24 protein-coding genes are annotated in these 26,992 nt (G+C 33.1%); 18 read left to right on the top strand and 6 right to left on the bottom strand.

Features of this window, described 5'->3' with window-relative positions; all coding sequences use genetic code 11:
- The first annotated feature begins 4 nt into the window (after positions 1 to 4).
- On the top strand, positions 5 to 505 hold the full coding sequence (locus FOF46_RS11350) for an ankyrin repeat domain-containing protein (protein WP_143916535.1): 501 nt from the start codon (positions 5 to 7) through the stop codon (positions 503 to 505).
- Here FOF46_RS11350 and FOF46_RS11345 read toward each other — a convergent pair.
- From FOF46_RS11345 to FOF46_RS11335, 3 genes are read right to left on the bottom strand one after another with little or no spacing between them, the layout of a single operon-like run.
- Positions 498 to 1,889 carry an MATE family efflux transporter gene (locus FOF46_RS11345; protein WP_143916534.1) on the bottom strand — a complete coding sequence of 464 codons (1,392 nt, stop codon included), beginning with the start codon at positions 1,887 to 1,889 and terminating at the stop codon, positions 498 to 500. The genes FOF46_RS11350 and FOF46_RS11345 overlap by 8 nt on opposite strands.
- The gene (hemH, locus tag FOF46_RS11340; protein ID WP_109436033.1) at positions 1,889 to 2,926 is read right to left on the bottom strand and encodes a ferrochelatase; all 1,038 of its coding nucleotides are present in this window, start codon (positions 2,924 to 2,926) and stop codon (positions 1,889 to 1,891) included. Before hemH ends, FOF46_RS11345 begins: the two co-directional genes overlap by 1 nt.
- Positions 2,927 to 2,938: 12 nt before the next feature.
- Positions 2,939 to 3,496, bottom strand: a complete 558-nt coding sequence (locus FOF46_RS11335) for a hypothetical protein (RefSeq protein ID WP_109436032.1) — start codon at positions 3,494 to 3,496, stop codon at positions 2,939 to 2,941.
- 233 nt (positions 3,497 to 3,729) lie between these two features.
- On the opposite strand from FOF46_RS11335, the gene FOF46_RS31495 reads away from it, so the two are divergent.
- Positions 3,730 to 3,897, top strand: coding sequence for a hypothetical protein (locus tag FOF46_RS31495; RefSeq protein WP_160114135.1), 168 nt, complete (start codon positions 3,730 to 3,732; stop codon positions 3,895 to 3,897).
- A gap of 22 nt (positions 3,898 to 3,919) precedes the next feature.
- On the opposite strand, the gene FOF46_RS11330 is transcribed toward FOF46_RS31495, so the two are convergent.
- Entirely contained in the window at positions 3,920 to 4,810 is an 891-nt protein-coding gene (locus FOF46_RS11330; protein WP_109436031.1) for an AraC family transcriptional regulator, read from the bottom strand.
- 205 nt (positions 4,811 to 5,015) lie between these two features.
- Here FOF46_RS11330 and hemA point away from each other — a divergent pair, with 205 nt between their 5' ends.
- From hemA to FOF46_RS11285, 9 genes are all read left to right on the top strand, one after another.
- Positions 5,016 to 6,269: a glutamyl-tRNA reductase gene (gene hemA / locus FOF46_RS11325; protein ID WP_143916533.1), complete on the top strand. Its 1,254-nt coding sequence runs from the start codon at positions 5,016 to 5,018 to the stop codon at positions 6,267 to 6,269.
- Between the two features lie 2 nt (positions 6,270 to 6,271).
- Positions 6,272 to 7,183: a hydroxymethylbilane synthase gene (gene hemC / locus FOF46_RS11320; protein ID WP_109436029.1), complete on the top strand. Its 912-nt coding sequence runs from the start codon at positions 6,272 to 6,274 to the stop codon at positions 7,181 to 7,183.
- 1 nt (position 7,184) lies between these two features.
- A complete protein-coding gene (locus FOF46_RS11315) occupies positions 7,185 to 7,844 on the top strand; it encodes a uroporphyrinogen-III synthase (protein ID WP_235010946.1) in 660 nt (219 codons plus the stop codon).
- Between the two features lie 105 nt (positions 7,845 to 7,949).
- Positions 7,950 to 8,981: a uroporphyrinogen decarboxylase gene (gene hemE / locus FOF46_RS11310; protein WP_143916532.1), complete on the top strand. Its 1,032-nt coding sequence runs from the start codon at positions 7,950 to 7,952 to the stop codon at positions 8,979 to 8,981.
- A 2-nt stretch (positions 8,982 to 8,983) separates the two neighbouring features.
- Positions 8,984 to 9,475, top strand: a complete 492-nt coding sequence (locus FOF46_RS11305) for a DUF6973 domain-containing protein (RefSeq protein ID WP_109436027.1) — start codon at positions 8,984 to 8,986, stop codon at positions 9,473 to 9,475.
- 104 nt (positions 9,476 to 9,579) lie between these two features.
- Positions 9,580 to 10,371, top strand: a complete 792-nt coding sequence (locus FOF46_RS11300) for an EI24 domain-containing protein (protein ID WP_109436026.1) — start codon at positions 9,580 to 9,582, stop codon at positions 10,369 to 10,371.
- Positions 10,372 to 10,412: 41 nt separating this feature from the next.
- Positions 10,413 to 11,315 (top strand): oxygen-dependent coproporphyrinogen oxidase, encoded by a 903-nt coding sequence (gene hemF, locus FOF46_RS11295; protein ID WP_143916531.1) that lies wholly within the window; start codon positions 10,413 to 10,415, stop codon positions 11,313 to 11,315.
- 80 nt (positions 11,316 to 11,395) lie between these two features.
- Positions 11,396 to 12,004, top strand: a complete 609-nt coding sequence (locus tag FOF46_RS11290; protein ID WP_109436024.1) for a hypothetical protein — start codon at positions 11,396 to 11,398, stop codon at positions 12,002 to 12,004.
- A gap of 131 nt (positions 12,005 to 12,135) precedes the next feature.
- Complete coding sequence (locus FOF46_RS11285; protein ID WP_143916530.1) at positions 12,136 to 12,540, top strand: hypothetical protein; 405 nt, start codon at positions 12,136 to 12,138, stop codon at positions 12,538 to 12,540.
- Positions 12,541 to 12,549: 9 nt separating this feature from the next.
- On the opposite strand, the gene FOF46_RS11280 is transcribed toward FOF46_RS11285, so the two are convergent.
- Both FOF46_RS11280 and FOF46_RS11275 read right to left on the bottom strand, forming a co-directional pair.
- Positions 12,550 to 13,902, bottom strand: coding sequence for a sensor histidine kinase (locus FOF46_RS11280; RefSeq protein ID WP_143916529.1), 1,353 nt, complete (start codon positions 13,900 to 13,902; stop codon positions 12,550 to 12,552).
- Entirely contained in the window at positions 13,902 to 15,266 is a 1,365-nt protein-coding gene (locus tag FOF46_RS11275; RefSeq protein WP_109436021.1) for a sigma-54-dependent transcriptional regulator, read from the bottom strand. The genes FOF46_RS11280 and FOF46_RS11275 overlap by 1 nt, the downstream gene beginning before the upstream one ends.
- Positions 15,267 to 15,541: 275 nt before the next feature.
- On the opposite strand from FOF46_RS11275, the gene FOF46_RS11270 reads away from it, so the two are divergent.
- The 7 genes from FOF46_RS11270 to FOF46_RS11240 all read left to right on the top strand — a co-directional run bounded on the left by FOF46_RS11270 (position 15,542) and on the right by FOF46_RS11240 (position 26,973).
- The gene (locus FOF46_RS11270) at positions 15,542 to 16,846 is read left to right on the top strand and encodes a TolC family protein (protein WP_235010945.1); all 1,305 of its coding nucleotides are present in this window, start codon (positions 15,542 to 15,544) and stop codon (positions 16,844 to 16,846) included.
- Between the two features lies 1 nt (position 16,847).
- Positions 16,848 to 18,098, top strand: coding sequence for an efflux RND transporter periplasmic adaptor subunit (locus FOF46_RS11265; RefSeq protein ID WP_109436019.1), 1,251 nt, complete (start codon positions 16,848 to 16,850; stop codon positions 18,096 to 18,098).
- A 12-nt stretch (positions 18,099 to 18,110) separates the two neighbouring features.
- On the top strand, positions 18,111 to 18,806 hold the full coding sequence (locus tag FOF46_RS11260) for an ABC transporter ATP-binding protein (protein ID WP_109436018.1): 696 nt from the start codon (positions 18,111 to 18,113) through the stop codon (positions 18,804 to 18,806).
- A 32-nt stretch (positions 18,807 to 18,838) separates the two neighbouring features.
- Positions 18,839 to 19,591: a head GIN domain-containing protein gene (locus FOF46_RS11255; RefSeq protein ID WP_235010944.1), complete on the top strand. Its 753-nt coding sequence runs from the start codon at positions 18,839 to 18,841 to the stop codon at positions 19,589 to 19,591.
- 69 nt (positions 19,592 to 19,660) lie between these two features.
- The gene (locus tag FOF46_RS11250) at positions 19,661 to 22,045 is read left to right on the top strand and encodes an ABC transporter permease (protein ID WP_143916528.1); all 2,385 of its coding nucleotides are present in this window, start codon (positions 19,661 to 19,663) and stop codon (positions 22,043 to 22,045) included.
- A 52-nt stretch (positions 22,046 to 22,097) separates the two neighbouring features.
- Positions 22,098 to 24,500 carry an ABC transporter permease gene (locus tag FOF46_RS11245; RefSeq protein WP_143916527.1) on the top strand — a complete coding sequence of 801 codons (2,403 nt, stop codon included), beginning with the start codon at positions 22,098 to 22,100 and terminating at the stop codon, positions 24,498 to 24,500.
- A 52-nt stretch (positions 24,501 to 24,552) separates the two neighbouring features.
- On the top strand, positions 24,553 to 26,973 hold the full coding sequence (locus tag FOF46_RS11240) for an ABC transporter permease (protein ID WP_143916526.1): 2,421 nt from the start codon (positions 24,553 to 24,555) through the stop codon (positions 26,971 to 26,973).
- Positions 26,974 to 26,992 lie beyond the last annotated feature (19 nt).

Genomic DNA, 26,992 nt, shown 5'->3' with positions numbered 1-26,992 from the left:
CCAGATGGACAGAAAAACATTTATTAGAAACTCATTGGGAGGGATTGCTTTGGCAACTGCAACTCCACATTTAATCTACTCAGAATCTATACAAAATCCAGATCCAGTCGATGTTAAATTGGTAAAAGAATTTGTGTCGGCAGGTCACGGGGATATTAAAAAGGTAAAAGAAATGTTGGCAGAACAACCCAATTTAATATATAGTCGCTATGATTGGGGAAATGGAGATTTTGAAGAAGCTATTGAAGGAGCTGGTCATGTAGGTAATAAAGAGGTTGCAGAATATTTAATCTCTCAAGGAGCCAGGGTTAACCTTTTTGTGTTAACAATGCTTGGCAAGATAGAATTGGTAAAGCCGATTTTGGAAATGTATCCAGATTTGATTTTTGCTAAAGGACCTCATGGTTTTACTTTGTTGCATCATGCCAAAGTTGGAGCTCAAAATGAATTTTATGACTATTTAATTGACAAAGGGTTGAATAAAATGCAGATAGAAATCAGGTAGTTTTTGTAACTGAAAGCTTTGTTCGTATTTCTCGGTTTAAAAAATACCCGGTAACAATTGTGGATAGTATATCTGCAATGGGGAAGGAGATCCAAACTCCGAACTCCCCATAAAATTTTGGAAGTATAAGAATCAAAGGGACAAAAAAGAATCCTTGCCTGGATAGTGTAAGTAGTAAAGCCGGAATTGCTTTTCCCGCTGCCTGAAAATAAGCAGCACCGATAAGCTGAAGGGCTATAATTGGGGTAGCTGCAAAAACCCACCGCATAGGCGTTGAAGTATGAGATAAAACAAACCGATTTAATGCAAGTTCTTTAGGGGCTAAATTAGGATCGTTACTCAAAAATAAAGAAGTAATTTCTGATGGAAAGATCATTAACCCAATAAAAACTAATGTTGCTACAATTGCTGCATAAGTAATTGCAGTATTTATAGTTTCACGTACACGCTGGTATTGTTGAGCACCATAATTATACCCTGCGATAGGTAAAAACCCTTGGGTAACTCCAAAAACAGGGAATAAAGCAAACATAAGCATTCTCCCAATGATAGCATATACGGCTACTAAACCTTCTTGTCCTATATCAAAAAGGATATTATTCATCAATAAATAGGTGACACTTACTACAGCTTGTCTAGAGAGCGTTACTCCTCCTAGTTTGGCAATTTCAGAAACAATATCCTTTTGTAACCTAAGGTGACGAAAACTAATCTTAAGCTCGGAGTTTTTTGAAGAAAAAAACCAAAAAATGTATAAGAAACATGCTAAGTACGAACCTGTGGTTGCCCAAGCTGCTCCATGCATTCCCATATCTAATACTTTAATAAGAATATAATCTAGAAGTAAATTACTGATCGTGGGGATAATCATTGCAGTCATCGCAAATTTTGGTTTGCCTTCTGCTCTGATCACAGTATTACCCATCATTGCAAATCCAAGAATAGGAACTCCATATAAAAGAATGGTATAATAAATCTTTGCAGGTTCAAAAATATCACCTTTCCCTCCAAATCTTGGAATAATGTCGTCAACAAAGATGAGTCCCAGAACTACTAGGGAAACCATAAATAGAAATCCCAGAGAAATCTGATTTCCGAAGGTTCTTAAAGCTTTTTCTTTAGTGTCTGCTCCTAAAGCACGTGAAATAATACTAGAACCTCCTACGCCAATAGACATACCTATTGCTCCGATAAAAAAAGATACAGGGAGTACAACATTGATAGAAGCAAATGCAATAGAGCCTATCCAATTCCCTACAAAAATAGAATCGATAAGAATATTAAGAGACATTACTAATATTCCAATAGAAGCAGGAACAGCTTGTTTGATAAGCAATTTTCCAATAGGTTCATTTCCTAGGGCTTCAGAGGAGACTTTTGCCATTATACAAGTTGGGTTTTTACTGAAACCCACTCATTAATCCAGTTAGCTACAACTTCTGCCCAATCATCCCGATCATTAAGACAAGGAATAGTAGTAAATTCTTTACCTCCAACTTCGTGAAATATTTCTTCTCCTTCCATCGCAATTTCTTCTAATGTTTCTAAGCAGTCTGAAACAAAAGCAGGAGTTACAATAGCCATTTTTTTAATACCTTCTTTTCCCATTCGTTCGATGGTACGATCGGTATAAGGTTTTAACCATGGATCAAAACCTAAACGAGATTGAAATGAAGTAGAATAAGTTCCGTTTTTAAGTCCTAGTTTTTTAGCTACTTGCACCGTTGTCATCTCACATTGATGACGATAACAGAACTCGTGTTGCTTTGATCCTTTTTTAAAGCAACATTTTCCATCCATTTTACAGTTCCCATTACTAATATCACTCTTTCTTATATGCCTTTCGGGTACTCCGTGATAGCTAAATAAAAGATGTTCATATTCAATACCTTCTAGATGTTCTTTAATGCTGCCAGAAAGGACTTCGATATACTCAGGTTTGTTATAAAAAGCAGGAACATCCGTAATTTTCATATTGGGGAAATGCTCTGCCCGTAACTCTTCTGCCAGTACCAGAATAGTCTCAGTGGTAGCCATTGCAAACTGAGGGTATAAAGGTACTATCATAACTTCATTAACACCTTTATCATGCAATTCTTGCAATCCTTTTTTGATACTCATTGCTCCATAACGCATAGCCAAACCTATCGGGACAGACGTGCGATCGGCGACTTTTTTTTGCAATCTTTCAGATAATACGATAAGAGGAGAACCTTCTTTCCACCATATTTTTTTATATGCTGCGGCAGATTTTTTTGGTCTGGTATTTAGAATTATTCCTTTTACCAGTAAGGTTCGTGCCCAAAGAGGAACATCAATTACTCTGGGGTCCATTAAAAACTCACCAAGGTATTTTTTCACATCTTTTGGGTCAGTACTGTCTGGTGACCCAAGATTAACGAGGAGAACTCCTTTACTCATAGTATTTCTTTTTCAGAAAACAAAAATACGAACTATTAGGAGGATTGGTAATAAAAAGATGATAAGACTTATCAATACAAATATAGAGAACCTAAGTACTAATGAAAAAGAAGGTTTTGTATTATGATGAATGTCAATTAGGGTTTTAGATTTTAGTTCTTCCAGAGATAAAGAAAGAAGATCTTTTTTGCTGAGGTTGAGGCTAATAATTCCTTTTGTACTAGCACCTTTACTAAATCCAAGGAATAATTGTTTTGGATACGTGAATACTCCAATAAAAAAAGCTGTAAAAGAAAATACCCAAGCCATATAATGAGTTCCTAATCCAGTAGAGATTTCCCATCCAGTTATAAACACTTCGTCACTCCATTTTGTAGATTTATTATGTAGTAAATGATGAAGATCATGTATATAGAGTATTTCTTGTCTTCCTTTTGGATTTGGAAGAGGTATTTTTATCACTTTGAAGTCGAACCATGCAATTTTATTGTAGGCATTACCATCTTCACCAAAATTGTTATCCGTATAAAACTCTTGTAGGATTTCTTTTAAATTAGGAGAAGAAGGCATATAGAGCTTTGAAATTTAATAGATTAATGTAAAGATACGTATGAAGAATTTATAATTACGTTAAATTGTAACAAACTGAAAGTCGAGTAATTTTATTTTTAGTATTTTTAAATGATTAAAAAGCAAAGATGAAACCGACTCAATTAAAATAATATCTAGTGTTGTGTACTAAATGTTTATTTTAATTGTTAAAGTTTCCATGTGATGGTTAACAAACAAAATAAAAAAAACACATGAAACGAATAATTGTGGATGTCGAAAAAGAGAAATTATCTTTTGTTTTGGAACTTCTAGAACAATTTGATTTTGTATCGGTTTTGGCTGATGCCTCTGATGATGATCAGGGGATGTATGATTCTATAGTATCCTTACAAAAAGGTGTTGGGATTCCTAAAGAGTAATATCTAATTAGTAATGAAAATATTAGTTTAGGCTCATTACATATTTTTTTGGAGTAGTGCCGAATTTCTTCTTAAACGCGGCAATGAAATGACTTGCCGTACTGTAGCCTACTTTTAGTCCAACTTCATTTACATTATGACTTCCTGAAGCTAATAGTTGTCTGGCGACTTCCATTTTGTAGTCAAATAAGAATGTATATACTGGTTCGCCATAGATTTGTTTGAAACCATCTTTAAGTTTTTTTAATGAAAGTCCAATTTCGTTGGATAATTCTTGTAATGTAGGGGGTTCTGCCATACGAGCGATAATGATCTCTTTGGCTTTTCGAATCTTTAATACATTTTCTTCATCTACTAAGAAAGGACACTGTTCTATATCTGCATTTTCTGGCCTGTTAAAGTAAAGACTTAGTAATTCGTAAGCTTTTCCTTTAAAATATAATAGTTTAATAGATTTATGTAGGCTATAATTCATGATTTGATTTAAAACTACAGCCATCGCAGGAGAAATTATTGCATCGGTATAATATTTTTTATCGCGATTACCTTCTCCAAGAAACGGAATATAGTCTGCTTCTCTGGAAAATAAAGAGTGAAACTTTTTTATAGAAATAAGAACTGTAATTAACCAGGAATCATTTTCCATTTCGAGATTCATTGGTAAATCGCGTTGAGGATTGTAAAGTAAAAGTGAATTCTCTTCAGTTAAACTGATGGCATAACTACCATTGTTAAAATTAAATTTTACAGCCCCTTTTACACAGAAATGAAATTGAATATAACTACTGTTGATTTCTCTTATAACACACTGATCATCATTGGTTTCGTTCTGAAATTTTAGAATATGAAAACCATCTTCAATCTGAGTTTCTTCCAAAATCCCTGGAGCGTTATTTTTCAATTCAATTTCCATAATTACTAATTTTTTTAATTTAGAATTAATCTAAACTATCGCTATGAGTTTTACCTAATCATAACAAAAATAAGGGTTTTCGGGAGTTTTTGATATAAAAAATGTCAAAAATACCATTTTCCGTTACTTATTGTTCTTCTAGCGTTACTTTATAATGCATTTGTAAATTAGTTTTGTTCTCAATAAATTAAGGAATAGGATTTACATGGAGCCCCAAATGCGAGCTATAGGAAAATATTTTTATGCAATTGGCCTCAGTTATAAAAAAGCTGATGCCGAAGTTAGGGGTAACTTTAGTATCAATGATGAGGCTAAAAACAATATTCTTAGACAAGCCAAAAATGAAGGAATTCCTTCTTTAGTTGTAATTTCTACCTGCAATAGGACAGAATTATATGGTTTTGCAGAACATCCTTTTCAGTTAATTAAATTACTTTGTGAACATACACATGGTACTGTCGAAGAATTTGAGAAAGTAGCATATGTTCATAAAAATACTGCCGCCGTTTCACACCTTTTTAAAGTAGGAACTGGCTTGGATAGCCAGATTCTTGGTGACTTTGAAATTATTAGTCAAATAAAAAATGGTTTTAAACAATCCAAAAAGGAGAATATGGTGAATCCTTTCATGGAGCGTTTGGTCAATGCGGTTATTCAGGCTAGTAAACGTATTAAAAATGAAACTGAAATTTCTAGTGGTGCAACCTCAGTGAGTTTTGCAGCAGTACAATATATTCTTGCTAGAGTTCCTCATGTATCTGATAAGAATTTATTGCTTTTTGGCACGGGTAAAATAGGGAGAAACACTTGCGAAAACTTGGTTAAACATACCAAAAATGAGCATATCGTTCTTATTAACAGAACCAAAGATAAAGCGGAGAAAATAGCAGGTAAGTTTAATCTTTTGGTAAAAGAATATGCTAATATTCAGTCAGAAATTAAGAATTCTGACGTTCTTATTGTAGCAACAGGAGCTCAAAAGCCTACAATATCTAAACAGTTAATTCATTCTGATAAGCCATTATTAATTCTTGACTTATCAATCCCTCGCAATGTAGCTCTTGATGTAACAGAATTACCAAATGTAACATTAGTACATCTGGATGATTTATCAAAAATGACAGATAGGACATTACGTAGAAGAAAAGAACACATCCCTCAAGCAGAAAGCATTATCGAGGAAATAAAAGCAGAATTTGATGGCTGGTTAGAGACTAGAAAATTTGCTCCTACCATCAAAGCACTAAAGAATAAACTGATTACATTAAAAGAAGCAGAGATTAATTTGCAGCGAAAGAAATATTCAGATTTTGATGAGGAACATGCAGATATAGTGAGTAATCGAATTATTCAAAAAATCACCAATCATTTTGCAAATCATCTCAAGAACGAACATACTTCGGCAGATGAGAGCATAGAACTGATTCAAAAAGTTTTCCAACTACATCAAAATAAATAGTCTTGGCTAAAACAATTCGTATAGGTACAAGGGATAGTGAATTAGCACTTTGGCAAGCTAACACAGTACAAAAATATCTTGAAGATTTAGGGTATGAAACCAAAATTGTTGCAGTAAAATCGATGGGTGATATCGTTTTGGATAAACCACTTTACGAATTAGGAATTACAGGAATTTTTACAAAGACGTTGGATGTAGCCATGTTAAATGGTGATGTTGATATTGCAGTACATTCTATGAAGGATGTTCCGACAGCGTTGCCCAAAGGAATTGTCGAAGGTGCTGTTTTGGAACGAGCAAATGTAAATGATATTCTCGTACATAAAGGGTTAGATTTTCTACAAAAAGATGGTGTCATTGCCACAGGTAGTCTTAGACGTAAAGCACAATGGCTTCATAAATATAATAAACATACCGTTGTTGATTTAAGAGGAAATGTAAATACAAGGATGCAAAAGCTCACCGATAGTGATTGGAACGGAGCTATATTTGCAGCTGCCGGGTTAGAACGCATTAATCTAAAACCGGAACATTTTATCGATTTAAATTGGATGATTCCGGCACCAGCACAAGGAGCGATGCTAGCAGTTGCAAAAGAAGAAGATACATATTGTAGAGAAGCATTATCAAAATTGAATCATAGTACTTCTGAAATTTGTGTACATATAGAGCGCGAGTTTCTAAGAGAATTAGAAGGAGGATGTACAGCGCCCATTGGAGCATTGGCAGTAATGAAGAAAGAAACAATTGATTTTACGGGAGCTTTGTTTAGCCTTGATGGAAGTCGCAAAATTGAAGTGATCAAGCAGGTTGATATTGGTGATAAACAAGACTTTGGTAAAAAGTGTGCGCAGGAAATATTGAATAATGGAGGAAGAGAATTAATGAAGGAGATAAAAGCAGAAATGAAATAGATTGAATATCTCAGCAACCATATTATCTGCAAAAAAACTAACCACACCTCAAAAAGAGTTATTACTTAATGCAGGAGTTCGTTTTGTAGAATATGACCCTATACAGATCGAACTTTTGAATGTTGAAATCAAACAGCAAATTCAAAATGCAATTTTTACGAGCAAAAATGCAGTAAAAGCAATTCAAAATGCTAAAATCAATATTCAGAATTGTTTTTGTGTCGGTGCAACGACCAAAAAGCTTTTAGAAGGAAATGGACAAAATGTGGTAGAAACTGCTCAAAATGCAATAGAATTAGCCGAAATCATTGTAAAAAAGTATAAAAGTGAATCTTTTTTGTTTTTCTGTGGAAATTTGAGAAGAGATGAGTTACCAGAATATTTGAACCAAAATAATGTACATCTGGATGAACAGATAGTATATAAGACACATCAAACAGCTATTAAATTTAACCGTTCATTTGATGGGATTCTATTTTTTAGCCCTTCTGGAATTCAAAGTTACGTTTCAGAAAACAGTATTGGAGAGAGTATTTCCTTTTGTATAGGAAGTACAACTGCTTCAGAAGCTAAAAAATATACAAATGATATTATTATAGCAAATAAACCTACAGTAGAGAATGTGATAGTTCAAGCTGTAAAATATTTTAATAATAAATGAATTATTCTTCTGGCACTTCGTCTACGCTCAGTATAGACTCCAGCCAGAATCTATTTAAAAATATAAAAACAAAATAGCCTATTAATTTAGGATAACATATATAAGATGACACAGCTAAAAAACGATCTATTTCTAAGAGCATTAAAAGGAGAAACGGTAGAACGACCACCAGTATGGATGATGCGTCAGGCAGGGAGATACCTACCAGAGTTTAGAGCTTTAAAAGCAAAATATGATTTTTTTACTCGTTGTAGAACTCCAGAACTGGCTTCTGAAATAACAGTACAACCTATTGATATTATTGGTCCTGATGCAGCTATTTTGTTTAGTGATATTTTGGTGATTCCTCAAGCTATGAATATTGAAGTTGAGATGAAAGACGGTATTGGACCTTGGTTGCCAAATCCTATTCGATCTTTAAAAGATGTAGAGCAAGTTGTTGTCCCTGATGTGTATGAAGAACTGGGATATGTTATGGACGCTATTAAACTTACTAAAGAGCAACTTGACAATCGTGTTCCTTTAATCGGTTTTGCGGGTTCACCATGGACAATCTTATGTTATGCAGTGCAAGGTCAAGGGTCTAAGAATTTTGATAAAGCCAAAGAACTTTGTTTTGCACAACCAAAGGCAGCGCATCAATTATTACAAAAGATTACAGATACAACAATAGCATATCTAAAAGCAAAAGTGGCTGCTGGAGTAAATGCAGTGCAAATATTTGATAGTTGGGGAGGGATGTTATCTCCTGTAGATTATCAGGAGTTCTCCTGGAAATATATTCAACAAATTGTAGATGGATTAAAAGATGAAACCGAAGTTATTGTTTTTGGAAAAGGATGCTGGTTTGCTTTACAGGAAATGGCAAACTCTGGAGCCTCGGCATTGGGAGTAGACTGGACCTGTTCTGCCCGTAATGCACGATATCTTACAGGTGGTAATATCACATTACAGGGTAATTTTGATCCTTCTAGATTATTATCTCCACCAGCCGATATCAAAAAGATGGTGAAACAGATGATTGATGCCTTTGGTAAAGATAAATATATAGCTAATTTGGGGCACGGAATTTTACCTAATATACCTGTAGAAAACGCACAAGCATTTGTAGATGCTGTAAAGGAGTATGGGATGTAGGTATGAATGTCTGGAATGTAATAAGAGGATTAAGTATTCGTCAAATTTTTAGACTTGCACGCATATTAATTTTACAACCTTTATTGATTTATCCAACATTAAAAGCGACTAGGCAAACCATAAAGGTTTGTGATTTACTATATCAAAAAAAGCATCATAAAAACGGAAAAGCAAACGCTTTTCGACATGGGCTATGGAACCTGTTGATATGTCAGAGAACGTTCAGGGTTACAAAAAGCAGAGAAAAATCTATAATCTGGGCCAAAAAAATAACTGATCTACACGAAAAACTGGCGCCTAATGATCCGTTAGAAACTGCAATGGATTTACATAATAATGAAATTGGAAGAGCTATTTTCTATGCTATGATTGATAATTCTGAAGAAGAAATGATAGCCGTTTTAAAAGAAAACACAAAAAATGCTAAAAAAATAATTGAGATAGATAGTATACTAGATCATAAAAAGGATTTGGTTTATCTTTCGGAAGATTAATAAAGCATTTAGTGAATATTGAAACAAAATTTACTAAAAGTGTACTTATAAAAGTAAATGATCAACCTGTACTAAATTTATTTCAGTATCAAAAATAGTTATTTATGTTCAAGAACATTTTCAACGGAATCAAAGCTTATTTTGGAACATTTAAACTCATTTCACAACTTGGGTTATGGAAATATTTTGCAATTCCTATCTTAATTAGTGTTGTTACAGGATTATCTTTTGTAGCACTGGCATACTTCTTTTCAGATAATCTTGGTGCGTTCATATCACAAATTTGGGTATGGGAATGGGGAGCAGAGACTTTTGCAACCATTAGCACATACTTAGGAGGCTTTTTGATATTAGTTTTAGGGTTGATATTATACAAGCATATAGTAATGGCATTATCTGCCCCATTTATGAGTCCTGTTTCAGAAAAGGTAGAAAACCACCTTTTAGGCCAAACAGAACATGTACATCGTGAGACTTCTTTTAGACAACAACTATTAAGGGGTATTCGGATTAACCTACGAAACTTATCCAAAGAATTATTGTTTATGATTCCACTGGTTATTCTAAGTTTTATACCTGTGATAGGAATTGTATTTACCATATTGATCTTTCTAATACAAGCCTATTATGTAGGGTTTGGTAATATGGATTATACTATGGAGCGCCATTTTAACTACAAAGAAAGCATTCAGTTTGTAAGAAAAAACAGAGGAGTAGCTATCGGTAACGGAATCGTATTTGTATTGATGCTCTTTATACCAATATTAGGATTTATCATCACCTTACCTATTTCTGTAGTAGCAGCCTCCACAGAAACTGTTAAGATTTTAGAAGAAAAGAAACTGATAGCAATAAAAGATAATACCTCAGAAAAACCTAAAGAAATTAAAGAATAGATTTTCACAGTAGTGAGAATAGTATAAAACTAATTTTACGAATGAAAGAAAAATTTTATCAATATATACAAGAACTTCAGGATACCATTACCTCTAAGTTAGAACACATTGATGGTAAAGTTAAATTTAAGGAAGATCTTTGGGAAAGGCCAGAAGGAGGAGGAGGTAGAACACGTGTCATAGAAAATGGAAATGTATTCGAAAAAGGAGGAGTTAATATCTCTGGTGTACACGGTGCTTTGCCAAAGGCCATGCAAAGTTATTTTAATGTAGGTGATGTAGACTTTTTTGCCTGTGGCCTCTCACTAGTCTTACATCCTAAGAACCCTATGGTGCCTACAGTACATGCTAATTGGAGATACTTTGAAATGTATGATAAAACAGGGGCTATAGTGGATAGTTGGTTTGGAGGAGGCCAGGATCTAACACCATATTATCTATTTGAAGAAGATGCTAAGCATTTTCATCAAGTTTGCAAAAGATCTTGTGATCTGCATAACCCAGATTTTTATGCTACTTATAAAAAGAAATGTGATGAGTATTTTTATAATGCACATCGAGAAGAAGGAAGAGGTATAGGTGGGTTATTTTTTGACTATTGTAAAGCAAATGATGAAATGTCAATAGAAAACTGGTATGATTTTGTAACTGAGGTAGGTAACAGTTTTTTAGACGCATATATACCAATTGTCGAAAAAAGAAAAGAAATATCTTACACTCCAGAACAAAGAGACTGGCAAGAAATCAGACGTGGTAGATATGTAGAATTTAACCTGGTTCATGATAAAGGAACATTGTTCGGACTTAGGACTAATGGGAGGATAGAGAGTATTTTGATGAGTCTTCCATCACATGTACAATGGCGATATGATCATGTGCCGAAACCGGAAAGTGAAGAGGAAAAATTGGTTAAAGTGCTCAAAAATCCGGTTGAATGGTCATAAATTGATTTTTTTTTATTATCTTGCAAGACAATTACTTATGCCCTTAAGATACATGTTAGACAATTTAACACAAATGCCTTATGAAAAAATTTCTACTATTGACGATTACCGCACTACTTTTAGTAGGGTGTGAACTAATTCCTGAAAAAAAGGAGGGGTTCTCTAAATTTTCAAAAAATAAGATCGAATTTAAGAATAATACGATTGTTCTTACAAGCGATTATGTAAAAGCTACACCAGAAGAATTTAGAACAAGATTAGATTCTTTAAAAGACAAACCTAAATTTAAAACGGTTGCTTTACAGGAATTAAAAAAAGTAGAAGATAAAAAAGTAGATTTTGAACTTTTTATTGACGATACAAATGTAGAGAATTACGTATTTATTTATACTTGTGACTTCTATCAATTTGATGAGCATAGAGCCGCTAGAGTCGTGCAATCGCTTAGTGATCAATTACAAGATGAAGCCAATATTCAAGAAGTGAAATACAAAAGAATTCATGGTCGATTTTTCTTTACGCCAACTTCTAAAGTTGTAAAATTAAAATATTTAAAAGCGTATAAAAAAGACAGAAAATTTCAAACAGAATATATAATTTCTTCAAAATCTGGAGGGATTGGATTACTAATTAGTAATCTGGAAGATATCGATTTTGAAGGATCTGTAAAACGATTAGCTTCAAAATAATACAAGTGCCTGGTCGTTTTTAACGATAAATCATAATATTATATACCGTATTTAGACAAAATGATGTCTAATTACGGTATTTTTATGTGTATTTAATAGTAATCTTTCGACTAACTAAAAAAAGATTAGGAATGCCGAGAATTATACCACTTCTATTTTTGATATGCACAATAGGCTGTGCACGTAGCGTAGAACCTACTGTAGAACATATCAATACTATATTTGCCTCAAAAGATTTTACTTTTCAATTTAATCGTTTAGATGGTAGACAAGAGTCATTAAGTTTTAGAAATGATTATTTAGTGTATAAAAGTGATAAGCCTACATTTCGACGAGAAGTAAGTTATGATGAAGTACTTTTGATCAATGATTTTATCCAGAAAATTGTTAACCTTCATTCTCATACATTAGATCCAGAAACTTCATCACATTATGTCATAAAAAATACAGCGTATAAAGTTATTATTGTCCCTGAGCAGGAAGACCTTTATTTTGATGCTTTGATTAAAACACTACGATTGGATAAGGTAAAATGATCGTATTTTTTATTTAAAAAACAAGGTAAATGAAGTCTCGCTATTTGGAATAGAACGAGCGATTAGATTTCCTCCATGTAAATGCATAATTTGTTTAGAAAGACTAAGACCGATACCCGTACCATCTTGTTTTGTAGTGAAGAAAGGAACAAATATTTGATCCATAATATCTTGAGGAATCCCAGGGCCATTATCCTTAACAGTGATATATTTTTCTCTATCAGAAGTGATGCCTAAAATGAATTGTAGGGTAGCTTCATTTGTCCCAGCTAATGATTGAATAGCGTTTTTAGAAAGATTTACAAGTATTTGAGTGATTTGTTTTTCATCAGCATAAATCTCAAGATCATCAGCGTTTTTATATATACTAAAAGAAATAGTATCAAAACCGATTTCCTGACTAATTAAGACGCTTACTTTTTCTAATAACTCATCAACCTTGATTATCTTTTTATCAGGAATCGGTACATTTAAAAAGCTACGATATGATTGTACAAAACTCATTAAATCATTTCCTTGATTTTTAATTACTTCAAGTCCTTTGGCAGTATTTTGTATCTTATTTTCATCTACCTGAATGGCAGGGATTATCCCATTTTCATCTTTATAATACCGTAAAATTGATTCTGAGATAGAAGTAATAGGGGTCACAGAATTCATAATCTCGTGAGTCAATACTCGAATAAGTTTTATCCATGAATCTGTTTCCTTTTTATCAAGTTCGCTATGAATATCCTGAATGGTAATTAATTTTAGAACCTTTCCGTTTAAAATGATTTTAGAAGATTTAATAGCAAGTTCTATAGTTTCACGTTCATTGGTAAGCTGAAAAAGTTTACGTTCAAATGGTTCAATAGTACTAAAGAGTTCATATAATTTTTTGTCAACCTGCTCTAGTTGTTTTACATGATTTAAAGGAGTATAATTAAGCAATTTTTCGACCTTAGGGTTACTAAAAAGAATATGCCCATTATCATTACATGTTAAAATACCAGTTTCTGCGTGTTTTAATATTTCCTGATAGTATTGTTCTTGTGTTTGATTTTTTAGATATATTTTTTGTATTACTTCATTAAGAGTATTTAAGCTTTTATTTAATTCATTAAATGATTTTGGAGCACCATTTTCTGGGAATCGTAGAGTGAAATCTTCATTTTTAATAGAATTAAAAAAATAGGCAATTTTACGATTGTTATGATTTAGGTTTTTGATTAAGAATATGGTTTGTAAAACGAGAAAAAGAATAATAAGAGCAGATAGTACATACAATTCCTGTAAGAAAATAAAAGCTAATATTAATCCGGTAAAAGAAATAGCCACTATCCTTGAAACTAGTTGTAGATAAAACCTGCGACTTACCATTACTTCTCTGATTTTTTAATTTTGTTATATAGTGTCTGTCTTGAGATGCCTAACTCACTGGCTGCAGCGCTATAATTTCCGTTATGCTTATCAAGTGCTTTTGCAATCATTAATTGCTCCATTTCATCAAGTGTTTCTGGACCCTTGTCCAAAGAAATTCCAATAGTAGTACTCAATAAGAAATCAGTAGGTTTCAAGACATTTCCTTCACATAGGATGACAGCTCTTTCAATAGTATGTTGTAATTCACGTACGTTTCCCGGCCAACGATAACCTAATAATTTTTCTTCGGCAGAAGTATTTATCCTAAGGGATGGTTTGCCATATTTTGTCGCGTATTTTTTTAAATAAAAATCTGCTAATACGAGAATATCTTTATCTCGCTCTCTTAATGGAGGTACTTCTATATGGATAGTGTTGATTCGGTATAATAAATCTTCTCTAAAAATTCCTTCTTCGACCATCTGATTAAGATTGCAATTGGTAGCACAAACCAAACGTATATTTACAGGAATAGACTTATTTGATCCTACTCTTACAATAGTTCTATTTTGTATTGCAGATAGTAGTTTTGCCTGAGTTTGTAAAGATAAGTTTCCTATTTCATCAAGAAATAAAGATCCATTATCTGCAGCCTCAAACTTTCCGGCTCGATCTTCTTTGGCGTCTGTAAAGGCACCTTTGGTATGACCAAAAAGTTCGCTTTCAAATAATGTCTCTGATATAGACCCCATATCAACACCGATGAAAACCTCATTTTTGCGAGAGGACATCCTATGCAATTCGCGTGCGATCAATTCTTTACCAGTTCCATTTTCTCCGGTAATAAGGACATTTACATCTGTTTTAGCCACTTTACGAACGAGATTTAATACAGATGTTAGCGCTTTGGAATTTCCTATAATATAGTTGCCATCTTGATTAATAACCTGTTTTAAATGGCTTTCTTTTTGTTTTAATTCTTGTACTTCTTTAAGAGATTTACGCAGTAAATATGCTGATTTTATAGTAGCAAGTAACTTCTCATTATTCCAGGGTTTTAATATAAAATCGGTAGCCCCTTCTTTTAATGCTCTTACTGCCAAATCAATTGCTCCATATGCGGTCATCATAATTACCGAAGTGAGAGGAGCTTTTTTTTTAATCTCTTTAAGCCAAAATAATCCTTCATTGCCAGTGTTAACTCCTGCAGAAAAATTCATATCTAACAAAGCGATATCAAAATCACTTAAATTAGGTAAAGAAGGAATTTGATTTGGGTTAGAAATCGTCTCGATGTGTTTGTATTCAAATTGCAAAAGAATTTCTAAAGCACTTAGAAGACTCTTGTTGTCATCAATGATTAAAATTTTTGCATCCTGCATAGTTAGCATATTTAACTTAACGAAGTAAAACTACAAATTTGAAATAGGACTTGGACAAAGGTGTAAAATTATTAGACACTATTTGTATAATAATTTTACATTTTAAAAATAGTAATATTGTATTTTTATTCATAATCATTTGATTTATAGCTTTTTGTGTTTTTGGCATGAGATTAGAATATAGGATTGGCATCAAAAAGTTATTTAAGTGTTTATACATGATAAATTATAGAAACAAAATCTTATATTTTCTCTTGATTTTAATATCAAATACGATGTATTCGCAAGAATTATGGTCATTAGATGATTGTGTAAAGTATGCAATAGAGCATAATTTACAGCTTAACGATTTTAAATACAATCAGGATGCGAATAAAGAAACGTATAGACAGTCGATAAGAAATTTGTTGCCGAGTATTAATGCGAGTGCAGATTACATTAAAAACTTTGGTCGATCTCCAAACCCTAACACTAACATTTTTGAGAATAACGAATTTGTTTCAAACGCATATCAATTAAATGCTCAAATTGATTTGTTTCGAGGGTTTCAAAAAGTAAATACGATAAAGGCTACAAAGCTTTTATATAGTGCGACTAATGAAGAGACTCTTCAACAAAAATACTTGTTAGCATTTAGAGTCATGTCTGCTTTTTATGATATCCAGTTTATGGAAGGTTTGTTAACCATTTCTAAGGAACAAGAAAAAGTCTCACAAAATAATTATGACTTAGTAAAAAAACAAGTTGAGATAGGACAAAAAGCAAAAGCTGATGTCTATGAAGCAGAATCAGCACTATTAGCAGATCAATTATTAGTAACTCAAAACGAGAATAATATTATAGCAGCAAAACTGTCCTTGATTCAGGAAATGAATCTAAAAGGTACTACAGACATTTCTATTTTGTCCTCTACTATAGAAACCAATGAAAATGAGGTTGATCTCCAAAAAGATAAGGATTCTATTTTTGCCAAAGCAGAGAGCTTTATTCCTATAATAAAAGCACAGGAGCTAAGAGCAAAAGCAGCCAAAAGACAGTTGGCTGTCGAAAGAGGAAATCTGTATCCTTCTTTATCGTTGTTTGCGGGGTATGGATCCAGATATGTTGATAATGGTATAAATGACGATACAGGAGAGGTTATTCCTTTCAATACTCAAATAAAAGATAATGCAGCGCAGTTTTTTGGTGTCTCGATTACGATACCTATTAGTAATGGTTGGTCTAATCGTTCACGTGTAAAACAACAAAAAGTAGCTGTAATGCGTGCAGAAAATACTTTTGAAATTCAGAAACAGGAGCTATATCAACTTATTCAGCAACTTGTTCAGGAGGGTACTGCCTTAGAAACAGAATATCAGCAGAGTTCACAAAGAATGAAAGCACAAATATTAGCCTTTGACATTGCACAAAAACGATATGAAAAAGGATTAATTAGCGCTATAGAACTTAACCAATCCAAAAATGTATTGGCAAATTCGCAGAATGAAAACTTACAGGTACAATTGCGCTTAAAAGTAAATGAAAGTACCTTAGATTTTTATAAAGGATTACCTGTATTTAACATAAATAGAACACAATAAAATGGATATAAAGATTGAAAAGAAAAAAGGATTAAGACCTAAACATTATGGATATATTGTTATTGGTGTAATTCTATTTTTTGTAGGATGGAAAATGGTATTTGGTAACTCAGCAGCAACTTTTAGAACAGAAAAAGAAAAGTTATCGATTACCGAAGTTTCTTTCGGAAAATTTGATGATTATATTACAATTAATGGATCGGTAGCACCAATAAGTACAATTTATATGGATGCTTATGAAGGGGGACGAGTAACAGAAAAAATGATCGAAGAAGGTGCGATGGTCAAAAAAGGAGATATCATATTAACTTTAGAGAATAGAGGACTTTATGAGCAAATATTAGCTAGTGAAAACAATCTTGCTCTAAAACAAAATGATTTGCGATCTACCAAACTTACATTTGACTCGAGACAAGTAGAAGGTCGTAAAGACCTGGTGAATTCGCAATATGAATTACAGAAACTAAAAAGAAACTACGAACAAAATAAAGCGTTGTTTGAGGATGAGTTGATTTCTAGAGAAGAGTATCTAACATCAAAAGAGAATTATGAACTTTCGCAGAAACAATATGATATTATCAAAATCCAAACAGAACAAGATAAGGTGTTACGCAATACATCACTTAGCGAATTAGATGGTGACTTGGCACGTATGAAAAAAACACTATCGATGGTGTATGAACGAATCGATCATTTAAATGTAAGAGCTCCCGCTGATGGACAATTAGGATTTTTAGATGCAGAAATTGGACAAAATATCAGACAAGGAGAACGAATTGGGCAAATAAATGTATTAACAGACTACAAAATAGAAGCTGATATTGATGAGCATTATATTGATAGAGTAAAAAGAGACCTGACGGCTGTTTTGGATCGAAATGGTAAAGAATATCAACTACGTCTTAGAAAAGTATACCCAGAGGTACGTAATGGAAAATTTAAAGTTGATCTTGTTTTTGCAGATCAAAAACCTGAGACGATACGAACAGGACAGAGCTATAATATCAAACTACAATTAGGAGCATCTAATGATGCCCTTCTTTTGCCCAAAGGAAGCTTTTTTCAGAGTACAGGGGGGCAATGGATTTTTGTAGTAGATGCTTCTGGAGAAGTAGCCTGGAAAAGATCAATTAGAATCGGAAAACAAAATTCGAGATATTATGAATTACTCGAAGGATTAGAAGCAGGAGAAAAAGTAATCACATCTAACTATGATAGTTTTGGTGACGCTGAAAAAATAGTATTAAAATAAATCAATCAAAAAATGATTAAGATAGAAAACTTAAAAAAGAGTTTTAGAACAGAAGAAGTAGAAACTCTTGCCTTAAATAGTGTAAACCTAAAAGTTGAAGGAGGAGAATTTGTCGCTATTATGGGGCCATCGGGTTGTGGAAAATCTACTTTACTTAATATTATCGGGATGTTGGATAACCCAAATGAAGGGTATTATTACTTCAACGATCAGGAAGTAGGGGGTTTAAAAGAAAATCAACGTACCAAAATCAGAAAAGGAAACCTGGGATTCGTATTTCAGAGCTTTAATCTGATCGATGAACTCACGGTTTTTGAAAATGTAGAACTTCCATTGATTTATCTCAACATGAAAAAAAGCGAGCGCGAACAAAAAGTAAAAAAAGTGCTTGAGCGAATGAAAATTGCACATCGAGAGAAGCATTTTCCGCAGCAACTATCAGGAGGACAACAACAGCGTGTGGCTATTGCAAGAGCCGTAGTAACAAATGCCAAACTAATCTTAGCCGATGAACCTACAGGGAATTTGGATTCTAAAAACGGAATCGAAGTAATGAATCTGCTTACAGAACTCAACCAGGAAGGTACCACAATTGTTATGGTAACACACTCTGATAGAGATTCTCATTATGCTCACCGAGTGATTAATTTATTTGATGGGCAAATTGTTACAGAAAGTCAAAATAAACCGTTCGAAGTTAACGCATAATATATAGTAAAACACACTTAAAAATTAAACTCATGGCAAAAATATCTTTATATCTCGCAGCCCTGCTAATTTCAGTTATTTCTATGATGACTGGATATAGTCAATCAAAAACAATTAGTGTAGATCACTTTGATAATGTAATTGTTAGTCCACATATTCAAGTACATTTTAAAGAAGGTAATAGTGAAAAAGTTACCATAGATAATGCTCGTTTACCAGAAGATAAAATCAATATAGAAGTCATAGGAAGAACACTTCGTATCTATTTGGATGATGCTAAAATGACAACTAAGCACATTACAATAAAAGAAAATGGATGGAAAAGAAAAGTGCCTATTTATAAAGGTACCATGATAACAGCTACGGTTACATATACTCAACTTAAAGAGCTTTCGATTCGTGGAGAAGAGATAATTACATGTGAAAGCCCAATAGAAAGAGATGACTTTAGATTAAAAATGTACGGAGAAGGTAAAATGACAATGAATGCTGTAAAATTAAATTCATTACAAGTATCTATTTATGGAGAAAGCTATTTAGAGATTAAAGAAGGAGTAGCAAATAACCAGAAATATACAGTTTATGGCGAAGGAGAAATAAATACTTTGGGTATGAGTAATGAAAATACAAAGATTACCGCCTATGGCGAAAGTCATTTTAGAGTAAATGTGTCTGATAGATTAAAAGTTACTGCTTTTGGAGAAACAACCGTAGCCTACAACGGAAACCCTACAGTTAATAAAGGAATAGTTTTAGGAGAAGCAACCATTCAAAAAATGAACTAAGAATTCATCAACTCCTACTGAACTTGTTTCAGTATCAATCAAATTCTGAAAATCAAAAAACGAACAGTTATGTTTAAAAATCATTTAAAAATAGCATGGAGAAATCTTAAAAAACGAAAAGTATTTGCCAGCATTAACATTTTAGGATTATCTCTTGGATTTAGCTGTGCTATTTTGATTTTTCTATTTGTAAATCATCATTTACAGTTCGATAATTTTCATAACAATTCCGATCGAATTTACAGGGTAGTAACAGAAGAACATCGTGATGAGGTTGGCTATGATGCAGCTGTGCCACCAGGGTTTGCAAAAGGTTTTAAGACTGATTATGATTATGCAGAAAAAGTAGCAAAAATTTTTACTAGAGAAGGCTGGCAGATTAATGGTACAGGCAATAAAACATCACAACGCTTTCAGGAGAATGTTGCTTTTACAGAACCTGTTTTTTTTGAAATATTAAATTTCCCATTGCTTGAACAACTAGGAGATCAAACTTTAGACCAACCCAATACAGCATACATTACAGAAAGATTCTCAAAAAAAATGTTCGGTGATGAAAATCCTTTAGGAAAAACAGTAGTAGTTCGAAACAAAGAAACGATTCAGATTATTGGAGTACTTAAAGATTTACCAGAAAATACCGTGATTCAAGGAGACATATTTCTCTCTTACGAAACTCTAAAACACTATGATCGTTTTGTTTATAGTGAATCTTGGGGAGGGATTAATAGTAGTTTGATGTGTTTTGCTTTACTTCATCCAAATCAAAATATTGCCGAGATTGAGAAAAACTTGATTCAATTAGTTGATAAGCATCGTCCAACCAGTAAAAATGTTCATCGATATAAACTTCAATCACTCGATGATATTCATTTTGATAATAAGTACGGAGGAGTTAATGTAAGTCTATTATGGATTTTTACATTAATAGGATTTTTTATCATTACAATAGCTTGTATCAACTTTATCAATATTTCTGCGGCTCAGGCTTTTACTCGTTCTAAGGAAATCGGAATCAGAAAAGTATTAGGCAGTTTCAAACAGCATCTTTTTTGGCAGTTCATTTCAGAAACATTTATTATCAGTTTGTTTGCACTGATTTTTAGTTTAATCATTGTCATAGCTGTTTTACCATCTTTTAATGGCTTATTTACACTTAACCTTTCTGTAATATCCTTACTCGATGTTAAGGTCATTGGTTTTGTACTGGGGTTATTGATTTTTGTTTCTCTTTTTGCGGGAAGTTATCCGGGTATCTTACTAGCCAGAATTCTTCCAACATTAGCGCTTAAAGGAAAGTTAACTCAAAAGGATACTGGAGGTAAAATGACCCGTAAAGTTTTGGTAACTGTACAATTTGCAATTTCTATTGTTTTAATTGTAGCTACTGTAACTATAGGAAAACAAATTAGCTACGCGATTAATGCAGATTTAGGATTTGATAAAGATGCCATTGTTATGGTAGATATCCCCGAAAATATAGAACGTATTAAGTTAAATGGTTTACTAGAACGTATCGGGAAAATCTCTGGAGTTAAAAATACTTCAGCTTGCCTAACAAGTCCGGGAGGAACAGACAGTAACTGGATTACAGGTATTCGATATAATAACAAAGCTGAGTATGAAGAATTTTCTATCTCTGCAAAATTAGCAGATGAAAATTATATAAACACTTTTAATCTTGAGTTGATAGCAGGTCGTAATTTTTATGTTCGTGACTCTATCACCGAAGTAGTGGTGAATGAGATGGTTGCGCAAAAATTAGGCCTCGCATCATCAGAAGAGCTTATAGGCAAACACATAGAACTTAATGGTGGTGATATTAAAGCCTCAATAGTAGGGGTGATAGCGAATTTTCATGATCAAAACTTTCATGAAGGAATTAGTCCTGTTTTTATAGCTCCTCAATCAAATGCATTTAATGAAATAGCAATCAAAATAGACAGTCAAAATGCAGATGCGGCATTGACTGGAATTGAACAACGTTGGAAAGAAGTCTTTTCTAAATATATATATGAATTTAATTTTCTGGATGAGCGTGTAGCAAGACAATATGAAGAAGAACAGCGCTTTTTATCTATGTCAAAATTATTTTCTGGATTAGCCATATTTATTAGCTGTTTAGGGCTGTACGGATTGATTTCTTTTTTCGTTGCTCAACGTAGGAAAGAAATTGGTATCAGAAAGGTTCTTGGGGGTAAAGTTGGAGATATTTTATTGTTGTTCACTCAAGATTTCTTAAAGCTAATCTTTATTGCAGGAATAGTAGCTACACCACTGGCTTGGTATGCGATGAATAACTGGCTTCAAAATTATAAATATAGAGTCACTATCGATTGGTGGGTCTTTGTATTGGCCATAGGGGCAATTATTGCCATTACCATGGTTACTATTAGTTATCAGGCAATAAAAGCAGCTACCGTTAATCCAATAAAAAGTTTACGAACAGAATAATACACCAATTTGTTCTGAACTTGTTTCAGAATCAATCAAAAAACAAACAGTTATGTTTAAGAATTATTTGAAAATTGCCTGGAGAAATTTATTAAAAAACAAGGGATATTCTGCTATAAATATTGGTGGTCTTGCTATAGGAATGACTTGTTTTTTGCTTATAACGTTGTTTATAAGGAATGAACTTTCTTATGATAGTTATCATGAAAATGCGGATCATATATACAGAATAGTTCACCATGGTAGTAAAGATAATTTAGAAGATAGATGGATATGGGGGAATGCACCAGTGGGACCCGCTTTAAAAAACGATTTTTCAGAAGTCGTTGAAAAAGTTCAATTTTCAGGAAGATCCGATGTTTTATTAAATTATAATGAGCGTTCTTTCCAGGAAGGGAATTGTTTTTATGTAGATCCAACTGTATTTGATGTATTTAGTTGGCCCTTAGTTTCAGGAAACCCAAAAACAGCCTTGAAAGCACCATACTCTATAGTGCTAACTGAAAGCATAGCAAAAAAATACTTTGGTAATGAGGATCCAATGGGGAAAAGTATTGATGGTGTAGGAGGTAGAGCTAATGATGGTATATACACTGTTACTGGTGTAATGAAAGATGTGCCTTCCAATTCACATTTTTCTTTTGATGTACTTATGTCAATGAGCTCCTTTTATCAAACAAGACCAGGTATTTTTGATGTTTGGGGATACGTTGATTTTTATACTTATTTTTTAGTGGCTGATAACTTTGACCAAGCAGCATTTCAAGCTAAGATGCCTGATTTTCTAAAAAAGAACAGACCTTCTGAAGATGCTGAATATTATTATGACCTTTCATTTGAACCTTTAAAAGATGCTTATTTAAGCTCTAAAGCTGCTCGACAACCAGGGGTAACAGGTAATTTATCCAATATTTACATTTTTGTGATTATAGGTTTTTTCATCCTTATCATTGCTTGTATTAATTTTATGAACCTAGCTACTGCGCGTTCGCTAGAAAGGGCAAAAGAGGTTGGAGTAAGAAAAGTAATAGGAGCGGATAAAAAAGGCTTAATTTATCAGTTTTTGGGAGAGTCATTGCTTATGGTTTTCTTATCTGCAATAATTGGTTTTGCATTAGTTATTGTATGCCTTCCATGGATGAATAACATAACAGGAAAGCAATTTTTAATTAGTGAAATTTTTAATGGTTTTACACTTGCATTGTATTTCGGAACTGCATTGATCACAGGATTATTAGCAGGAAGTTACCCTGCTTTTATATTATCTAATTTCAAACCATCAAGTGTACTGAAAGGGGTTTTTAGCACGTCAAAAAGTGGAATTAACCTTAGAAAAGGGCTTGTAGTATTTCAATTTAGCCTTTCTATCGCTTTAATAGCAAGTACTGTAATAGTATACTCTCAATTGGAGTATATGCTAAACAAGAATTTGGGTTTTGATAGAGAGCAACAGTTGGTCATCGATTTCAATTGGGATGGACAAGTACGTGATAATATAGAAACCATTAAAAATGAATTTTTAAGTCATCCCGATATTAGTTCGGTTTCAGCTTCAAGAACAGTTCCTGGGGGTCATTTTCCAGCGGCAGGAACCAATATAGAAACAAAAGAAGGGCCAATGAAAAACTTTGATCCTTTTTTATATGAAGTAGATATTGATTTTATATCTCATTATGATATTGAAGTAGTTGCGGGTAGAGCTTATTCTAGAGACTTTGCTACGGATACTATTTCTTCAATGGTTATTAATGAAGCGGCGGCTAAAAGTTTTGGATACGCAGATCCATCAGAAATTATCGGGAAACGTTTTGAACAATGGGGTAAAGAGGGTACAGTCATAGGTGTGGTAAAAGATTTTAATTATTTATCCTTACACCAAAAAGTCGCTCCTTTAACATTGCGATTAGATCCTGGTAGCAGTAGATATTTCTCATTACAAATAAAATCTCAAAATCTTCAGAAAACTATTAAGGATATAGAAAATAAATGGGCTGCCTTAGCTCCTCATCGTCCTTTTTTATATAGTTTTTTAGATGATTCTTTTAATACACAATATGAAGCCGATTTTAAGTTTAAGAAACTGTTTACCATATTTTCATTTCTAGCTATTCTAATAGCTTGTTTAGGCCTACTAGGCCTGGCAATTTATAGCGCTATGCAGAGAACTAAAGAAATAGGTGTTCGAAAAGTATTGGGTGCTGAGGTTACAAGTATAGTAACACTTTTATCTAAAGACTTTATCAAATTAGTAGGTATTGCAATTTTTATTGCTACTCCTTTTTCATGGTATGCGATGAATAAATGGCTTAATGTTTATGCTTATAGAGTTGAAGTAAATTGGTGGGTTTTTGCCTTAGCAGGGTGCTTAGCCTTAACGATAGCAATATTGACAGTTAGTTTTCATGCCATAAAAGCAGCTAGAACAAACCCAATAAAGAGTTTACGTACAGAATAATATATCAATTTGTTCTGAACTTGTTTCAGAATCAATCAAAAAACAAACAGTTATGTTTAAAAATCATTTAAAAATAGCATGGAGGACTATAAAAAATGAAAAACTCTTCACTTTTATAAAAATAGGAGGTTTAGCTATAGGTATTGCTGCTTGTGTGTTGATTGCATTGTTTATACAGGATGAGTTGAGTTATGATCAGCATATTGTTGAAAAAGATAACGTATTTAGAGTTTATTCTGAGGGGGTATATGATGGAGATAAAGAAAGAGTAACTTGGTTTCAAGCTCCTTTTGCTAAGGCGTTGAAAACAGATTTCCCCGAAATAGAAAAATCAGGTAGGTATTTAACCAGTGAACTTTTTGGTGCCGGAAATAAGCAACTTCGTATAGAAGGAGAGATACAAAATTATTTTGAAAGTAACTTCATATTTGCAGATCAGGAACTGTTAGAATTATTTGAAATTCCGTTTGTAGAAGGAAAGATAGAAAATGCACTTTCAGAACCAGCTACTATTGTTATTTCGCAAGATAAGGCAGATAAGTATTTTCCAAATGGAAATGCAGTAGGTAATACTTTAATTTTAGATAACGATACCAATAAACCATATAAGATTACTGGAGTAATGAAAAATACTTCAGCAAAATCACATTTCGATTATGATTTTATCATAACAATGGAAGGGAGAGATTTTTATCCCGGTGAGAACGAAAATTGGAGAGCAACTAATTATTACACTTATATTAAGATAAATGATCAGACTAATGTTCAACAATTGGAGCAAAAACTTCTTTCAGTAGTAGAGAAGTATCTTATACCTATAGAGCAGGAAAATGGAAATGCTGACGATATTAAATATTTAAAATCATTACAATATAAATTACAACCTGTTCATGAAATACACTTAAGGTCAAGAGGTATTCAAGATGGTTTAAAGCATAGTGATATTCGCTTTACATGGCTTTTTGCTGCAATCGCCGGATTTATTCTAATACTAGCATGTATTAATTTCATTAACCTTTCTACCGCTAAATCTGCAAATCGAGCAAAAGAAGTTGGCTTGCGTAAAACAATAGGTGCATTTAGACACAATCTGGTTTCACAATTTTTGGTAGAGTCTATTCTTTTTAGTTTAGGTTCTTTTGTGATCGGTATCGGGTTGGCGTGGCTGCTTTTACCTATGTTTAATTCTGTTGCTTCAAAAAGTCTATTTATTCCCTGGGATCAATGGTGGTTTATCTTAATAATGGTGGCTTCTTCATTGTTTATTGGTTTTTTAGCTGGATTATACCCGGCATACTATTTATCTTCATTTAAACCAATTCAAGTTTTAAAAGGGTCTTTAAGTATAGGAAGTAAAAGTGGAAAATTGCGAAGCGGACTAGTTATATTTCAATTCACAACCTCTATAGTATTAATTATTTCGACTTTGGTTATCCATCAACAAATGGATTTCATCCTAAATAAAGAATTAGGGTATAGCAAAGATCAGGTGCTTGTCGTAAAGGGTACAAGTACCTTGGGTGATGAGGTAGAAAATTTTAAAGATCAACTTTTACAACTTCCAGAAGTAAAGCATGTAACTATAAGTGAATATCTACCTATAGAAGGAACGAAAAGAAATACTAATCAGTTTTGGGAAGATGGTAAGAGAGAAACAACTATTGGTGGACAAATTTGGAGAGTAGACCATGACTATCTCAAAACTTTGGGAATTAAATTAAAGGAAGGAAGAGATTTCTCTCTTGATTTTGCATCGGATTCAATCGAGAATGTCATTATAAATCAAACATTGGTTACCAAATTAGGTTTAAAAGACCCCATTGGAAAAATAATTACAAATGGAAGACCCAAGACTGTTATAGGTGTGGTAGAAGATTTTCACTTAAACAATTTAAAAGAAGATATCACTCCGCTAGTCATGGCTGTTGGAAATAGTCAAGGTATTATTTCTGTTAAATTAAGCTCGGCACAGATTGATAGTGCTTTATCGTCAATTGCTGCTGTCTGGCAAACGAAAGTTCCAAATCAATCTTTCAGATATACTTTTTTAGATCAGGATTTTGCTCTTATGCATGAGGATGTACAACGTATAGGTAAGATTTTTAATGCCTTTGCCTTTCTAGCCATATTAGTAGCATGTTTAGGTCTTTTTGCTTTATCTGCATTTATGGTAGAACAACGAAAAAAGGAAATAAGTATTCGTGTGGTTTTAGGCGCCAGTTTCAGGAGTATTTATAAACTACTCACTATAAATTTTTTAAAACTAATTTTTGTCGCGGTACTTATTTCGATTCCTATTGCCTGGTATATGATGTCTAGGTGGTTAGAAGATTTTGCTTATCGGATGAGCATTGGATGGGAATTATTTGTAGAAGGAGCTATCATAGCTTTGCTTATCGCAATATTCACAATTAGCTATCAATCTATTGGAGCGGCTTTAATCAAGCCTTTAAAAAGTTTGCGTACAGAATAATACATCAACTCGTGCTGAA

Origin of the sequence: Aquimarina algiphila, from assembly GCF_007489275.1 — a bacterium.
Lineage (GTDB): Bacteria > Bacteroidota > Bacteroidia > Flavobacteriales > Flavobacteriaceae > Aquimarina > Aquimarina algiphila.
This window is presented reverse-complemented; position numbering and strand designations above follow the sequence as displayed.

Excerpts from the sequence above, each read along its gene's own strand:
- FOF46_RS11255 (WP_235010944.1), top strand. The coding sequence starts at position 18,839 with ATGGCAAAAATATCTTTATATCTCGCAGCCCTGCTAATTTCAGTTATT.
- hemF (WP_143916531.1), top strand. The coding sequence starts at position 10,413 with ATGAAAGAAAAATTTTATCAATATATACAAGAACTTCAGGATACCATT.
- FOF46_RS11300 (WP_109436026.1), top strand. The coding sequence starts at position 9,580 with ATGTTCAAGAACATTTTCAACGGAATCAAAGCTTATTTTGGAACATTT.
- FOF46_RS11270 (WP_235010945.1), top strand. The coding sequence starts at position 15,542 with ATGTATTCGCAAGAATTATGGTCATTAGATGATTGTGTAAAGTATGCA.
- FOF46_RS11250 (WP_143916528.1), top strand. The coding sequence starts at position 19,661 with ATGTTTAAAAATCATTTAAAAATAGCATGGAGAAATCTTAAAAAACGA.
- hemA (WP_143916533.1), top strand. The coding sequence starts at position 5,016 with ATGGAGCCCCAAATGCGAGCTATAGGAAAATATTTTTATGCAATTGGC.
- FOF46_RS11290 (WP_109436024.1), top strand. The coding sequence starts at position 11,396 with ATGAAAAAATTTCTACTATTGACGATTACCGCACTACTTTTAGTAGGG.
- FOF46_RS11265 (WP_109436019.1), top strand. The coding sequence starts at position 16,848 with ATGGATATAAAGATTGAAAAGAAAAAAGGATTAAGACCTAAACATTAT.
- FOF46_RS11260 (WP_109436018.1), top strand. The coding sequence starts at position 18,111 with ATGATTAAGATAGAAAACTTAAAAAAGAGTTTTAGAACAGAAGAAGTA.
- FOF46_RS11240 (WP_143916526.1), top strand. The coding sequence starts at position 24,553 with ATGTTTAAAAATCATTTAAAAATAGCATGGAGGACTATAAAAAATGAA.
- FOF46_RS31495 (WP_160114135.1), top strand. The coding sequence starts at position 3,730 with ATGAAACGAATAATTGTGGATGTCGAAAAAGAGAAATTATCTTTTGTT.
- FOF46_RS11335 (WP_109436032.1), bottom strand. The coding sequence starts at position 3,496 with ATGCCTTCTTCTCCTAATTTAAAAGAAATCCTACAAGAGTTTTATACG.
- FOF46_RS11345 (WP_143916534.1), bottom strand. The coding sequence starts at position 1,889 with ATGGCAAAAGTCTCCTCTGAAGCCCTAGGAAATGAACCTATTGGAAAA.
- FOF46_RS11330 (WP_109436031.1), bottom strand. The coding sequence starts at position 4,810 with ATGGAAATTGAATTGAAAAATAACGCTCCAGGGATTTTGGAAGAAACT.
- FOF46_RS11350 (WP_143916535.1), top strand. The coding sequence starts at position 5 with ATGGACAGAAAAACATTTATTAGAAACTCATTGGGAGGGATTGCTTTG.
- FOF46_RS11275 (WP_109436021.1), bottom strand. The coding sequence starts at position 15,266 with ATGCAGGATGCAAAAATTTTAATCATTGATGACAACAAGAGTCTTCTA.
- FOF46_RS11305 (WP_109436027.1), top strand. The coding sequence starts at position 8,984 with ATGAATGTCTGGAATGTAATAAGAGGATTAAGTATTCGTCAAATTTTT.
- FOF46_RS11285 (WP_143916530.1), top strand. The coding sequence starts at position 12,136 with ATGCCGAGAATTATACCACTTCTATTTTTGATATGCACAATAGGCTGT.
- FOF46_RS11245 (WP_143916527.1), top strand. The coding sequence starts at position 22,098 with ATGTTTAAGAATTATTTGAAAATTGCCTGGAGAAATTTATTAAAAAAC.
- hemH (WP_109436033.1), bottom strand. The coding sequence starts at position 2,926 with ATGAGTAAAGGAGTTCTCCTCGTTAATCTTGGGTCACCAGACAGTACT.
- hemE (WP_143916532.1), top strand. The coding sequence starts at position 7,950 with ATGACACAGCTAAAAAACGATCTATTTCTAAGAGCATTAAAAGGAGAA.
- FOF46_RS11280 (WP_143916529.1), bottom strand. The coding sequence starts at position 13,902 with ATGGTAAGTCGCAGGTTTTATCTACAACTAGTTTCAAGGATAGTGGCT.